Here is a 14,104-nt window from a genome sequence, read left to right on the forward strand (position 1 = left end):
CCCGCTCGGCGATCCCGGCGGTGGCGCGCGGCACGAAGGCCAGCCCGATGAGGCCGTAGGGCGGGTCGGCCTCGTCCACCTCGTGCCCCAACGCGGCCAGTTGCCCCGCGAGTTCGAGGACCCTCGCCCGGATCTCCGGGTGCAGCCGGGCCGGCACGGCGGTGAACGGCGGCTTCAGCGACAGGGCGATGCGCAGCCGGCCGGGGTCGCGCCCGACGGCGTCCGCGACCCGCAGCGCGGGCGGCCGGTGCGGGTCCCGTGCGTGGTTGCCACTCGCCGCGTCCAGCAGCAGGGCCGCGTCGGCGACCGTGCGCGCCAGGGTGCCGTTGACCGTGATGCCGTGGAAGGACTCGCCGCGCGGCCAGGTCGAGATGCGGCCGCGCTGCGGTTTGATGCCGATCAGCCGGGTCCAGGAGGCCGGGATCCGCACCGAACCGGCGCCGTCGGAGCCGAGCGCGGCCGGCACCAGACCGGCGGCGACCGCGGCCGCCGAACCGCCCGAGGAGCCCCCCGGCGTGTGCCCGGTGTGCCACGGGTTGCGGGTCTGTCCGAACGCCGGCCCCTCCGTGAACGGCCACTGCCCCAGCTCACACGTGTTCGTCTTGCCGACGATCACGGCCCCGGCCGCCCGCAACCGCCGTACCGCCTCGCCGTCCTCGGCCACCGGCGGGAAGGCGCCCCGGCAGCCGAACGCGGTCGGCTCGCCCGCCACGTCCATGTCGTCCTTCACCGCCACCGGCACCCCGAGCAGCGGACGCCGCCCACCGGTGGCCAACTCCCGGTCGGCCGCGTCCGCTTCGGCGAGCGCGGCCTCGGCGCGCACGATACGGAAGGCGTTCAGCGTCGGCCGCGTGGCCTCGATCCGCGCCAGCGCCCGCTCCACCAGCTCACGGGAGGTCACCTCCCCCTCCGCCAGCGCCTGCACGGATTCGGCCAGGCCCTCGGCACGGTCGGACGTCATGAACGGGCACCTCCGGAAGACTGCGGGCACGGTGTCTACCGAACGGTAACGTCACTACGCGGCCCCCGTACCGCTTTCGTACGGGCGACATGCGGCCGTTTTCCGGCGGGGGATTCCGGGTGAATCCGCCTCGGTCGGCGGCGCCTTCGAAAGGTTTCGAGCGCCGTCGCACGACCGCCGGTCGTGCGCCTCATCGAGCGTGGCGTGCGGCCGGCGATGCCGAGCGGGGGTCGACCGCGTGTGACGTCGGCGCGAGTGAGCCGGAACAGCAGCCGCCCGACTCCTGGGGCGTCCCCTCGATCGTGGGCGCGGGGCAGGGAAAGGGCGTGTGATTCCGGCGACCTTGTCACGATCGCAAATAAGAGCATATGCTCATAATCGAGCGGGCGCATGGTTCCGCGACGGCGCGCTGCGTCGTTCATCGAGAAAGGGGAATCCCGCTGTGAGTGATCTCGTCACCGCTGCCGTCGAGGCGCACGGTGGCCTCGAGCGCTACCGCCGGTTCGGCTCCGCCACCGCGCATCTGCGCGTCGGGGGTTCGCTGTGGGGACTGAAGGGGCGGGAGGGGATTCTGGCCCGTACGGCTGTCAGGCTCGATCTGCGCCGACAGGGCGCCAGCCACCATCCCTTCACCTCGCCTCGCCTGCGGACGTGCTTCACCCCGCATCGGGTGGCTGTCGAGACGTGCACGGGGGAGGTGACGGCCGAGCGGTACGACCCTCGTGCCTCGTTCCCGTCCGACGTGCGCGCTCCCTGGGACGATCTGCACGTCGCCTACTTCGCCGGGTATGCCATGTGGACGTACCTCACCTCCCCGTTCACGTTCGCCTCGCCGGGCTTCAGGGCTGTGGAACGGTCTCCCGTCACGGAGCAGGGCGAGAGCTGGAGGCGCCTGGAGGTCACCTTCCCCGACCACATCGCGACGCACTGCCGCGAGCAGATCTTCTACTTCGACGCGAACGGCCTGTTGCGCAGGCATGACTACACGCCCGAGGTCATCAACGCGGGGCATGCGGCCCATTACGTCACCGGGTACAAGGAGTTCGACGGGATCATGGTTGCGACCCGGCGCCGTGTCTACCGGCGCGGGGAGGACGGCACGGTCCTGCGGGACGTGGAGCTCGTCACCATCGACGTCGAAAGCGTCCTGTTCAGCTGACACGCCCCCGTGCCCTGCCCCCGCGGGGCGGGCATGTGCTCCCGCTCGCGGATGGTGCGGCCAGGTGCCGCAGGTGGCTGATCCGCCGGCGGCGTCCCCACCCCTGCCGGCGGGCTCGCACCACCTGCGCATGACCCGGTCAGCATGCCCGACAAGGGCGCCGCGCTGTGCCGCGACGATGCCGCGAGCGTGCGTCCGACCGCACAGACAACCTCTGCCTCGAATCCCTGGAGTCATCCCGTGCACCAGCATCCTCACCATGCCGCGGAACGAAGCGGCGGCGTCCCCGTCCGGGTGTGGCTGCAGCCCGTCCTCGTCTGCCTCGTCATCGTCTCGGCCTTCATCGCCTGCTACGTGGGGCTGCAACGCGACCCCCAGCCGCATCGGCTGCCGATCGCGGTGTCCGGCAGTCGCCTGCCGGGCCAGGTGCAGCGGGCGCTCGGCGACGCCGTCGACGTCCGCCTCGCCGCCACCTCGGCCGACGCCCGTCTGGCGCTGGAGCGGCATGACGTGGTCGCCGCGCTGAGCCGCTCCCGCGGCGGGGCCACCCTGCAGTTGGACGTGGCGGGAGCCAACGGCCTGTCGACCACCACGGCCGTGAAGAACCCGGTCACTGCCTACGGCCACGGAGCCGGCCAGGACGTCGCGGTTCATGACCGGGTGCCGCTCGACCCGTACGACGCCCGTGGCCTCGCCGGGTTCTACGTCTCCTTCGGCGTGTCCCTCGCCGGATTCGTCCTGGCCCAAAACGCCCTGGGCCTAGGCAAGATGCTCCACGTTCGGCACCGGCTGACCCTCGTCACCGGCTTCTCCGCGGTCTCCGGCACGGTCGCCGCCGTCATCGCCGGCCCCGTGCTCGGTGCCCTCCCCGCCCCCTTCCTCCCCCTGGCCCTCACCCTCGCCCTGCTGTCGGCCGCGACCGCGTTCACCACCAAGGCACTCGGCACGTACCTGGGTCCGCTGGGTGTGCCGGTGGCGACCCTGCTGCTGCTCACCGTCGGCAACTCCACCAGCGGCGCCGCCACCGGCGCCGACCTCCTGCCCGGCGCGGCACGCAGCGTCTCGGCTGTGCTGCCGCCGGGCGCGGCGGTGCGGGCCATCACCGACCTGACGTACTTCGCCGGTGCGCACGCGATCACCCCCCTTGCCACCCTCGCCCTGTGGACCGGGGGAGCGGCGACGCTCGTCGCGGCGAGCGGCCCGCTGCGCGCGGCAACCCTGCGACTGTCCCCGAGACGAGCGACTGCGGCCGTCTGACGCGCGGCGGGCACGAACCCCCGGCCGCGGCCGGAGAAACCCTCTCCAGCCGCTGGGATCCGCCCGCGGTCGGAGCCGTCCCGTGCGGGCGCACATCCCCCATCGTGAGAAGGAGTCACATCATGACCATCGTGAAGGCAGCTGCCGTTCAGATCAGCCCCGTTCTCCACAGCCGTGCCGGCACGGTCGCGAAAGTGGTCGAGAAGATCCGTGAGCTCGGGCGGAAGGGCGTCCAGTTCGCGGTCTTCCCCGAGACCGTCGTCCCGTACTACCCCTACTTCTCCTTCGTGCAGCCTCCCTACGCCATGGCCAAGGAGCACCTGCGGCTCATGGAGGAGGCTGTGACCGTGCCGTCCGCCGACACCGACGCGATCGGCGCCGCGGCCCGCGAAGCCGGCATGGTCGTCTCGATCGGCGTCAACGAGCGTGACGGCGGTTCCCTCTACAACACGCAGTTGCTGTTCGACGCGGACGGCACGCTGATCCAGCGCCGCCGCAAGATCACACCGACGTACCACGAGCGCATGGTCTGGGGCCAGGGCGACGGCTCCGGACTGCGCGCGGTGGACAGCGCCGTCGGGCGCATCGGCCAGCTCGCCTGCTGGGAGCACTACCAGCCGCTCGCCCGCTACGCCCTGATCGCCGACGGCGAGCAGATCCACGCCGCGATGTTCCCCGGGGCCTTCGGCGGACCCCTGTTCGCCGGGCAGATGGAGGTCGCCATCCGTCAGCACGCGCTGGAATCCGCGGCCTTCGTGGTCAACGCCACCGCCTGGCTCGACGCCGACCAGCAGGCACGGCTCGCGAAGGACACCGGCGCCCCGGTCGGCGCGTTCTCACGGGGATTCCTCACCGCCGTCGTCGACCCCGAAGGCAGCATCGTCGGCGAGCCGCTCACCTCCGGTGAGGGCGAGGTGATCGCCGATCTGGACCTCGCGCTGATCGACCGGCGCAAGCGTCTGATGGACGCCGGCGGCCACTACAGCCGCCCTGAATTCCTCAGCCTGCAGATCGACCGCACCCCGACCGCGCCCCTGATCGACCGCGGCACCCGCACGCGGACCCGGCCCGGGCACCTCCTCGACGAGCACACCCCAGAGGCCTGAACGTCTCAGCCGCGGCAACCGAAGCGTGACGGCCCGTCGGAAGACGTCATCCACGCAGCACAACGACCCGGACGGGTACGGCGTGGAGATCACGCAGTGCCTTCCCGGCCGCTGATGTCACGGCGGGCCGGGACAACCCGCGAGCCCACCGCTTCGCCCGAGGCTGCTCGCGGCCCGTTACGAGCATGTGCGCGTGACCGCACTCCGGATACGTGTCGAACGCTCGAGCGGCATCAGAACGAATCCAGCAAGAGGAGAGCACCCCCATGGACATGTCCCCCGTGGAGCCGTCCGGCCAGGACGGCTCCGGCACCACCCGGCCCGCCTCCCATCGTGCGCCACGCCGCTTCTCGCGGCGCCTCTTCGTCGGCGGTGCGGCGGCCTCCGCCGTCGCGGCAGCAGGCATCTCCCTGGTCGCGGGCCCGGCGCAGCCGGCCGGCGCCGCCCCCGCCCGGCAAATGCCGCGGGGCTTCGGCTCGGTCGCCACGGCCCCCCACCTCCCGGCCGGTTTCACCAAGACGTTCACCAGTCGACATGTGCAGGCGAACGGCATCCGGCAGCACGTGGTCATCGGCGGTGACGGCCCGCCGCTGCTGCTGGTGCACGGCTGGCCGGAGAACTGGTACGCCTGGCGCATGGTGATGCCGGAACTGGCCCGTCACTACACGGTCGTCGCCGTCGACCAGCGCGGTATCGGCCTCACCGACAAGCCCGAGAAGGGGTACGACACCGGCACTCTCGCCCGAGACCTCGTCGCACTCATGGACGCCCTCGGGCACCGGCGGTTCGCCGTGGCCGGCCATGACACGGGCATGATCATCGGTTACGCCATGGCAGCCGACCACCCCGAGCGGATCACCCGCCTGGCCGCCCTGGAGGTCCCCGGACCTCCACTGCGGAACTTCTCGCCGTTCCTGTTCGGCACCGAGGACGAGAACAACCGCCTCTGGCACCTCGCCTTCAACCGGGTCGACAACAAGCTGACCGAAAAGCTGGTCAAGGGACGGGAGGAGGTCTTCTTCGGCTACGAGTTCGACATCCAGGGCGGACAGAGGCTGCCCGATTACGCGCGGAAGTACTACTTCCGGCTCTTCTCGGATCCCGAGACCCTGCGTGGCAGCTTCGGCCTCTACCGCGCGTGGGACACCACCCTCGACCAGAACGGCGAGCGCGCGCAGAAGAAGCTGGCCATGCCGGTCCTGGCGATCGGTGGATCGCAGAGCTGGGGCGCACAGGTCGCAGGTGCCATGAGCAACCTCGCCCAGGATGTGCACGGCGTGGTCATCCCCGGCGCCGGCCATTGGCTCGCCGAGCAGGCCCCCAGGGAACTGCTCGCCGAACTGATCCGCTTCTTCCCCCGCAACGGGACCGGCGCCGGCCGGGAGTGACTCCCCGTCGGCGGGACCTCGCTCCCGGCCCAGCCCCGGCGGCGGCGCCAGGGCTGGGCCGGCGAGGCCAAGGCCGTGTCCGCGAACAGGCGAGGCGGATCGTCGTGGGGCAGCCGCCCCGGGCGGGACGGTCCGGGCCCATGGCCGCGCGGCCGGGTGACGACCTGCCGGACCCGTCGGCCCCCGGCCGGCGTACCGGCCGCCAAGAGCCGTTCGGCCTGCCACGCCCCATGCCGAGACCGTGGCACGGGGCGTGGCAGGCGGCCGGTTCTACCGCGCGGCGCGGCCGAGTGTGAAGTCGGCGTGCAGCCGGCGGGTGTGGTCGACGGTGCGCGTGGGGCCTTCCAGGCGGACCGTGGCGGTGAGGCGGACATCGGTGCTGGAGGCGGCGAGCCGGAGTTCGAGCGCGCCCGGCTCGACGATGCGGCGGCCGTCGCGCCCGGTGAACGAGGCCAGGTCGGCCGGGACGGTGATCCGGACCCGGGTCTCCTCGTTTGGGGCGAGGGCGATCCGGCGGTAGCCGATCAGCCGCTGCACCGGCTGGACCACCGAGGCCACGGGGTCGTGCAGATAGAGCTGGACCGTCTCGGCTCCCTCGCGCGGGCCGCTGTTGCGCAGGGTGAAGTCGAGTGCGAAGGCGCCGTCGGTCGGGGCGGTGTGCTGCTCGACCCGCAGGTTGGACCAGGTGAAGGTGGTGTAGCTCAGGCCGTGGCCGAAGCCGAAGGCGGGGGTCGGGTCGGTGCTGGAGACCTCGCTGGGACCGGCCAGACGCGCGGCCAGGTAGGTGGAGGGCTGCACCCCGGGGCGGGCGGGGACGCTGACCGGCAGCCGTCCGGACGGGTTGACCCGGCCGCTGAGGACGCCGGCCACCGCCTCGGTGCCGGCCTCGCCGGGGAAGAAGGCCTGGACGATGCCGGCCGCCTCGGCGACCGCCCGGCCCAGCGCGTAGGGCCGGCCGGCGAGCAGCACCAGCACCACCGGTTTGCCCGTGTCCAGCAGGGTTTCGAGCAACCGCTGCTGTACGCCCGGCAGTTCGAGGGACTCGGCGTCGCAGCCCTCGCCGCTGGTGCCGCGCCCGAACAAACCGGCGCGGTCGCCGAGGGCGAGCACCACGACATCGGACGCACGAGCGGCCTCCACCGCCTCGGCGAAGCCGGTCGTGTCCGTGCCGTCGACGGTGGCACCGGCGGCCGTCCAGATCTCGCTGCCGGGGAACTCCGCGGCCAGCGCCTGCCGCAGGGTGGGCAGTTCGATGCCGAGCGGGACCTCGGGGTGCTGGCTGCCGACGTGCACGGGGAAGGCGTAGCAGCCCAGCACCGAGGTGGGCGTGTCCGCGGTGGGCCCGATCAGGGCGATCCGTCCGGGCCGGCGCAGGGGCAGGACGCCGTCGTTGCGCAGCAGGACGACGGCCTGCTCGGCGATCTCCCGGGCCAGCGCGCGGTTGGCGTCGGTGTCCAGGCCGACCGTGCCGCGCAGGGCGTCGGGGTCGTCGAGCCGGGCGCCGGACAGGGCGACCGGGACCGGGTCCCAGTCCGGGTCGAGCAGGCCGAGCTGCGCCTTCTGCACCAGCACCCGCCGCAGCGCCCGGTCCACCAGCGCCTCGGGGACGGCACCCGACTCGACGGCACGCAGCAGTGGCTCGCCGAAGGTCTTGACGGTGGGCAGCTCCACGTCGACCCCGGCGGCCAGGGCGAGACCGGCGGCCTCGGCCCAGTCGCCGGCGACGCCGTGCAGGAGCTTGAGGAAGGAGATGCCGAAGTAGTCGGCGACCACGGTGCCGTCGAAGCCCCACGTGTCGCGCAGCAGTCCGGTCAGCAGGGACTCGTCGGCGGCGGAGGGCACGCCGTCCGTGTCGGTGTAGGCGTGCATGACCGAGCGGGGGCGGCCCTCGCGCACCGCCATCTCGAACGGCGCCAGGATGACGTCGGCGCGTTCGCGGGCGCCCATGCCCACGGGTGCGAGGTTGCGCCCGGCACGCGAGGCGGAGTAGCCGGCGAAGTGCTTGAGCGTGGCGACGATCCCGGCCGCTTCCAGGCCCTGCACGTAGGCGGTGCCCACGGTGCCGACCAGGTACGGGTCCTCGCCGATGGTCTCCTCGACCCGCCCCCAGCGCGCGTCGCGCACGACGTCGAGGACCGGGGCCAGACCCTGGTGGACGCCGACCGCGCGCATGTCGCGGCCGATCGCCTCGGCCATCCGGCGGATCAGGCCGGGGTCGAAGGTCGCGCCCCAGGACAGCGGCACGGGGTACGCGGTGGCGCCCCAGGCGGCGAAGCCGGCCAGGCACTCCTCGTGGGCGAGCGCCGGGATGCCGAACCGGTTGGCGGCCGCGATGCGCTGCTGGCTGCGGGCCAGGGAGAGGGCGCCCAGCGCCGGATCCACCGGCGCGGTGCCGAACGGCCGCGTCAGCTGGCCCAGTCCGTGCGGGAGCAGGGAGTCGAGGTCGGGCGGCTCCTCCATGTCGTGCTGGTGCGGGGCGACGTCGCCGCCCTCGTCGGAGGCGCCGACCCAGACGCCGACGAGCTGGGCCAGCTTCTCCGGCAGGGTCATCTCGCGGATCAGCGCGTCGGCGCGCTCCTCGGGGGTGCGGGCGGTGTCCCGCCACGGCGGGGTCGTCGCAGAGGTCTGCAGGGCCACGTTCACGTTGTCGGTCACTTTCCTCCGACGCCCATGAGTCCCTGGACCAAGGCGCGCCGGGCGAACAGGTAGACGATGAAGATCGGCAGCATGGAGAGCACCACGGCACTGAGCAGGGCCGGCACGTCGACGCCGTGCTCGGTCTGGAAGTTGTACAGGCCGAGGGTGATGACCTTGGTGCTGTCGGACTGCGTGAGGATCAGGGGGAACAGGAAGCCGTTCCACGCCTGCAGGGCGGAGAAGACCACGATCGAGGACAGGCCGCCCTTGGACAGCGGCAGCACCAGCTGCCAGAAGACCCGCCAGGGCGTGGCGCCGTCCATCGCCATCGCCTCGTAGAGTTCGTTGGTGATGTCACGCATCGCGCCGGTGAGTACGAGGGTGCACACCGGCAGGCAGAACGCGGCCGTCGGCAGGATCACACCGATCAGATGGTCGTACAGGCCGGCCTTGCTGATGACGTAGAACATCGGCACGATCACGGCCTGCGCGGGAATGGCGAGCCCGAGCAGGAACATGCGGAAGACCGTGGTGATGGTCCGGCCCCGGGCGCGCACGATGGCATAGGCGAGCGGCGGTACGACCACCAGCACGATGGCCACCACGCTCACGGCGACGACCAGCGTGTTGAGGAAGTCCCGGCCGAAGCCGCCCGAGAAGTCGTCGAGGTAGTTCTGCAGGGTCAGGTGCGACGGGAAGGTCAGCGGGCCCCGGCTGGAGTAGTCGGACCGGGTGCGGAACGTGGCGATCAGCAGCACGTACAGCGGCAGGCCGACGAGGAAGAGCCAGACCAGGGAGCCGAGGCCGGCGAGGTAGTTGGGGCGCCGACGCATCACAGTCCCTCCGCGGTGCTGCGCATCTTGTCGTAGCCGGACAGGCGGACCACGACGAGGGAGATCAGGGTGGCGACGACCACCAGGACCAGCGCGATGGCCGACCCGGAGCCGAAGTCGAAGCTCTTGAAGGCCTGTTGGTACATGTAGTAGGCGCTGACCGTGGTGTCGTAGCCCGGCCCGCCCTGGGTGAGGATCAGGACGGTGTCGAAGGTCGTCAGGCCGCCCACCACCATCAGGATCGCGGACGTGATGACGGTGTTGCGCAGCTGCGGCAGGGTGATGTGGAAGAACTGCCGTACCGTGCCCGCTCCGTCGATGGCCGCGGCCTGGTAGAGCACCTGCGGGATCGCCCGGGTGCCGCCCTGGTAGAGCAGCGCGTGCAGGGGCGTCCACTGCCACATGCCGACGAAGGTGAGCACCGCGATCGCCCCGCTCCGGCTGCCCAGCAGGTTGCCGTCCCCGAACAGCCAGGTTGCCTGGGAGGGCACCCCGAAGTTCGGGTCGAGGACGGCCCGCCACACCACGGAGATCGCGGTCGCGGACAGCAGCAGCGGGACGAAGAAGACCGCGGACAGCACCGCCCGGTTGCGCTGGTGCCCGGCCGCCCACACGCCCAGCAGGATGCTGACCGGGGTCTGGGTGACCACTCCGAGGGCGGTCAGCAGCAGCGTGAGCCACACGCTCTGCGTCATCACCGGATCGTGCAGGAGTTTCGACCAGTTGGCGAAACCGTTGAAGCGCGGGGCGGAAATGCCGTCCCAGGCGGTGAAGGAGAGCACCGCGACCAGCACCAGCGGCAGGATCGCGAACATCAGGAAGAACACGGTCGCGGGCGCCACCCAGACAAGGCCCGGGCGGGTCACCCCGACGCCGGTCCGGCGCCCCGCCCGCAGGCGGCGGCCGGACACGGCTATGAAGGACAGAGCACTCATGGCTTTCCGTCTCAGGAGGTCGGCAGGGCCTGCATGGCCTTGATGAACCCGTCCGCGTCGAGCTTGCCGTCGAAGAACTGCTGGACGGCCTTGTGGATCGGCTCGGTGGCGGCCGGCGGGTAGGCCTGGTCCCAGGAGAGCTGGAACGAGGGAGCCGCCTTGACCAGGTCGAACTGGTACTTCGAGTAGCCGGGGTTGGCCGAGGTGTCCAGGAACTTCTCGGTGTTGGTGGTGGTGGGCAGGTTGCCGATGGACAGCTGCGCCTTGACGAACTCGTCGGAGTACATGAGCTTCAGGAACTGGGCGGCGGCCTCGGGGTGCTTGGTCTTCTTCAGCACCGAGTAGAAGTTGTTGGTGTTGCCGACGACGTCCGCCGCGTCGCCCTTGCCGCCCGGGATGGTGGGGAAGCTGCTGTAGCCCAGGTCGGACTTGGTGAAGTCCGGGTTGGCGTCCTGCTCGGTGGAGTACTCCCACGAACCCATCAGCTCGAACGCGGCCTTGCCCTTGGCGAGCAGGGCCGGGGAGCCGCCGTCGGTGAACTTGACCGAGTCGAAGTTGGAGCCGAAGGCGCCGGCGTCGACCAGCTGCTTCAGCATGTCCAGGGCCTTCTTGGCGTCCGGGTTCGCCCAGGCGCTCTTGTCGCCGGACAGCGCCTTCTGGAACAGGCCGGGACCGGCGACGCGGTCGAAGACGTACTCGTACCACATCAGCGTGGGCCACTGGTCGCCGCCGCCGAGCGCGATCGGCGTGACGCCCTTGCCCTTCAGCACCTTGACCGCGTGGAGCAGGTCGTCCCAGGTCTTCGGGGCGCTCAGGCCGGCGTCGGCCAGCACCTTCTTGTTGTTGAACAGCAGCACCGGCTGGGTGCCGCGCATCGGGATGCCGTACGACTTGCCGTCGATCACCGCGGTGTTGAACACCGAGGGCAGGAAGTTGCTCTTCAGGCCCGGGTCCTTGGCGATCATGTCGTCGAGCGGGAGCAGCAGGCCCGACTTGACGTAGGGCTGGATGCTGCCGCCGCCCCAGTTGAAGAAGATGTCCGGGGCCTGCGGGGTCTTGATGATCGTGTTGAGCTTCGCCTGGTAGTCCGCGCCGGGGATGGTGTCCAGGACCACCTTGACCTTCGACGTCTTGTTGAAGGTGTCGACGATCTGCTTCTCCACCTTGTTGCTGGCGTCGCCGTAGACCATCACGTGGATGACGTTCGAGGACCCGCCCGCGGAGGAACTGCCGCCGCAGGCCGTCAGGCTCACGGACGCCAGGGACAGGCCGATCGCGAGGGTGAGCGCGCGTCTCTTCATCGAAGCCCTTCCTAAAATCTTTCGGCACCTTTGTCGAAAAACTTGCCTGCGCGGACGCTAGGTCGACGCGATCAAGGGCGTCAACCCTCTGGCCGCGGGTTACTGAAGCGTGATGTAGGGACCACATCTGTGGAGGTGCCCTATGCTGCGGGCATGGAGAATGTCGGTGGTCGGGGGCACGTGACGCTGGCTGATGTCGCGCGCGAGGCTGAGGTGTCCCTCTCAACAGTTTCGAAAGTCCTCAACGGCCGTTCGGATGTCTCCCGCTCCACCCGGGAACGCGTCGAGGAACTTCTGCGGGCGTACGGCTACCAGCGCGGCACCCGCGGGGGCGCGGCTCCCCTGATAGAGATCGTCTTCCACGAACTCGACAGCCTCTGGGCGATGGAGCTCATCCGCGGGGTCGAGGCCGTCGCCCGGGGCAACGACGCCGGTGTCGTGGTGACCTGCAGCGGCACCCGCCACGCCCCCGGGCCCGAGTGGATCGAGGACGTGCTGCGCCGGCGCCCGATGGGCGTGGTGCTCGTCTTCTCCAGTCTCCCGGCCCAGCTCAAGCGTCAACTGCGGTCCCGGGCCATACCGTTCGTGGTGATCGACCCCGCCGGCGACCCGGAGGCCGACGTGCCCTCGGTGGGCTCGGCGAACTGGGCCGGCGGCCTGGCCGCGACCCGGCACCTGATCGAACAGGGGCACCGGCGCATCGGGATCATCACCGGCCCCGAGGACATGCTGTGCTCGCTCGCGCGCCTGGACGGCTACCGGTCCGCCATGGCCATGGCCGGGCTGGAGGTGGACCCGTCCCTGATCGCCTTCGGCGACTTCCACGCCGAAGGGGGGAACGCGCACGCCAAGCGGCTGCTGGAACGGGACGACCGGCCCAGCGCGATCTTCGCGGGCAGCGACCTGCAGGCCCTCGGCGTCCTGGACGCGGCCCGCGTGTGCGGGCTGCGGGTCCCCGACGACCTCTCGGTCGTGGGGTACGACGACCTCGACATCGCCAAGTGGACCAGCCCCGCCCTGACCACCGTGCGCCAGCCGCTGCGCGAGATGGCCGAGCAGGCCGCGCAGCTCATTCTCAGGCTGCGCGAGGACGACACCCCCGCACCGACCCGCCTGGAACTCGCGACCACGCTGGTCGTACGCGCGAGCACCGCGCCGCCGGCCACCGCGTAGGGGTGCGGGCCGGCATCGGGGCCGAGCCCGGCCTGGCGGGCGCACCGGGTCGGCGCGTCGAGGGCGTGTGGCGCGGGAGTCGTCAGGCGGGGCGCTGGCGCGGGAGCCCTCAGGCGAGGCGCTGCCGGGTCAGGAGTCTGCGCAGCCAGGCCAGACGGGCGGTCCGGGCCGCCCGGGACAGGGACGCCTCGGGTGCGAGGGCGTCGGAGCCGTGGAAGGCGCCCGGCCAGACGTGCAGTTCGGCGTCGCCGCCGGCCTGCCAGATGCGGGACGCGTAGGTGACCACCTCGTCGCGGAAGGTCTCGGCCGAGCCGACGTCGAGGTAGGCCGGCGGCAGCCCGGACAGGTCGGTGGCGCGGGCGGGAGCCGCGTACGGGGAGACGTCGGGTCCGCCCCGGCGCTCGCCCAGCAGCGCCGTCCACGCGGTCTCGTTGGCGGTGCGGTCCCAGAGCCCGACACCGGCCATCTGACGGCTGGAGACGGTGTCGTTGCGGTCGTCCAGCATCGGGGACATGAGCAGCTGGCCGACGGGCCGCGGGCCCTGCCGGTCGCGGCCGAGCAGGGCGAGGGCCGCGCAGAGGCCGCCGCCCGCGCTGGCGCCCGCGACGACGATCCGGTCCGGGTCGCCGCCGGTCTGTGCCGCGTGCTCCGCGGTCCACACCAAACCGGCGTACGCGTCCTCGACCGGTGCCGGGTGCGGGTGCTCCGGCGCGAGCCGGTACTCCACCGACACCACCACCGCGCCCAGTTCCCGCGCCCAGCTCAGCGGCGCCTCCACCCCGGCCCGGTTGGTGCCGAGCATCAGGCCGCCGCCGTGCACGTGGTAGATCACCGGCAGCGGGGCCGCGGTCGCGGCGGTCGCCGGGCGGCAGACGAGCAGCGGGACATCGGGAGCGCCCGCCGGTCCGGGCACCGCGCGGTCCGTCACCTCGAAGGCGCCGTCCATGGTGAGGTCCACCAGCGGCAGCAGCTCGGCGCCCGCGGCCCGCCGGGCGGTGTCGATGTCGTCCAGGGTGAACCCGGGCCGGGCGGCGTCCCCCATCCGTTCCAGGGACGCGGCCAGTTCCGGGTCGAACGGCGGCGGGACCAGGGGCAAGGCTCCTCCTCGGGTGGCACACGGGCGCGGCCGTCACGGCCATCCTCCGCATACCCGTTACCGGCCGCGGGAGCCGTGTGCGGACGGGTGCGCCCCGGGCGGTCCGTTCCGCCTGGAGTCAGCAGAGCGCTCCAGCGCGCGGCGTCCACGCTCTCGACACGGTCGCCGCCGGGCCGGCGAACCGTTCCGCCGGGCGGGTGGATCCCCGGGCGCTGCGCACGAACGGCGGCGTCGAGGCCGGGCCCGGTGCGGCCCCGC

12 protein-coding genes are annotated in these 14,104 nt (G+C 71.9%); 6 read left to right on the plus strand and 6 right to left on the minus strand.

Going from position 1 to position 14,104, the window contains the following annotated elements:
- Window positions 1–961: amidase (locus ACLU3S_RS30790; RefSeq protein ID WP_413955255.1), on the minus strand; the 961-nt coding region annotated here is incomplete at its 3' end.
- A 442-nt stretch (window positions 962–1,403) separates the two neighbouring features.
- Between ACLU3S_RS30790 and ACLU3S_RS30795 the strand changes: the two genes are divergently transcribed.
- From ACLU3S_RS30795 to ACLU3S_RS30810, 4 genes are all read left to right on the plus strand, one after another.
- Window positions 1,404–2,120 carry a hypothetical protein gene (locus ACLU3S_RS30795; RefSeq protein ID WP_413955256.1) on the plus strand — a complete coding sequence of 239 codons (717 nt, stop codon included), beginning with the start codon at window positions 1,404–1,406 and terminating at the stop codon, window positions 2,118–2,120.
- Window positions 2,121–2,360: 240 nt separating this feature from the next.
- Window positions 2,361–3,377 carry a hypothetical protein gene (locus ACLU3S_RS30800; protein ID WP_413955257.1) on the plus strand — a complete coding sequence of 339 codons (1,017 nt, stop codon included), beginning with the start codon at window positions 2,361–2,363 and terminating at the stop codon, window positions 3,375–3,377.
- A gap of 122 nt (window positions 3,378–3,499) precedes the next feature.
- On the plus strand, window positions 3,500–4,483 hold the full coding sequence (locus tag ACLU3S_RS30805; protein ID WP_413955258.1) for a nitrilase-related carbon-nitrogen hydrolase: 984 nt from the start codon (window positions 3,500–3,502) through the stop codon (window positions 4,481–4,483).
- A 266-nt stretch (window positions 4,484–4,749) separates the two neighbouring features.
- A complete protein-coding gene (locus ACLU3S_RS30810; RefSeq protein ID WP_413955259.1) occupies window positions 4,750–5,871 on the plus strand; it encodes an alpha/beta fold hydrolase in 1,122 nt (373 codons plus the stop codon).
- Window positions 5,872–6,141: 270 nt separating this feature from the next.
- Here ACLU3S_RS30810 and ACLU3S_RS30815 read toward each other — a convergent pair whose 3' ends face one another.
- From ACLU3S_RS30815 to ACLU3S_RS30830, 4 genes are all read right to left on the minus strand, one after another.
- Window positions 6,142–8,526, minus strand: coding sequence for a glycoside hydrolase family 3 N-terminal domain-containing protein (locus ACLU3S_RS30815; RefSeq protein ID WP_413955260.1), 2,385 nt, complete (start codon window positions 8,524–8,526; stop codon window positions 6,142–6,144).
- Entirely contained in the window at window positions 8,523–9,341 is an 819-nt protein-coding gene (locus tag ACLU3S_RS30820) for a carbohydrate ABC transporter permease (protein WP_413955261.1), read from the minus strand. The genes ACLU3S_RS30815 and ACLU3S_RS30820 overlap by 4 nt, the downstream gene beginning before the upstream one ends.
- Window positions 9,341–10,156, minus strand: a complete 816-nt coding sequence (locus tag ACLU3S_RS30825; RefSeq protein WP_413955266.1) for a carbohydrate ABC transporter permease — start codon at window positions 10,154–10,156, stop codon at window positions 9,341–9,343. Before ACLU3S_RS30825 ends, ACLU3S_RS30820 begins: the two co-directional genes overlap by 1 nt.
- A 131-nt stretch (window positions 10,157–10,287) precedes the next feature.
- On the minus strand, window positions 10,288–11,577 hold the full coding sequence (locus tag ACLU3S_RS30830) for an ABC transporter substrate-binding protein (RefSeq protein ID WP_413955262.1): 1,290 nt from the start codon (window positions 11,575–11,577) through the stop codon (window positions 10,288–10,290).
- Between the two features lie 153 nt (window positions 11,578–11,730).
- Here ACLU3S_RS30830 and ACLU3S_RS30835 point away from each other — a divergent pair, with 153 nt between their 5' ends.
- Window positions 11,731–12,750, plus strand: coding sequence for a LacI family DNA-binding transcriptional regulator (locus tag ACLU3S_RS30835; protein ID WP_413955263.1), 1,020 nt, complete (start codon window positions 11,731–11,733; stop codon window positions 12,748–12,750).
- Between the two features lie 109 nt (window positions 12,751–12,859).
- Here ACLU3S_RS30835 and ACLU3S_RS30840 read toward each other — a convergent pair whose 3' ends face one another.
- Window positions 12,860–13,846 (minus strand): alpha/beta hydrolase, encoded by a 987-nt coding sequence (locus ACLU3S_RS30840; RefSeq protein ID WP_413955264.1) that lies wholly within the window; start codon window positions 13,844–13,846, stop codon window positions 12,860–12,862.
- Between the two features lie 77 nt (window positions 13,847–13,923).
- On the opposite strand from ACLU3S_RS30840, the gene ACLU3S_RS30845 reads away from it, so the two are divergent.
- Window positions 13,924–14,104, plus strand: a 181-nt coding sequence (locus tag ACLU3S_RS30845; RefSeq protein ID WP_413955265.1) for a hypothetical protein, incomplete at its 3' end; no start/stop codon positions are given.

Source organism: Streptomyces sp. AF1A (genome assembly GCF_047340315.1).
In the GTDB taxonomy this organism is placed as follows: domain Bacteria; phylum Actinomycetota; class Actinomycetes; order Streptomycetales; family Streptomycetaceae; genus Streptomyces.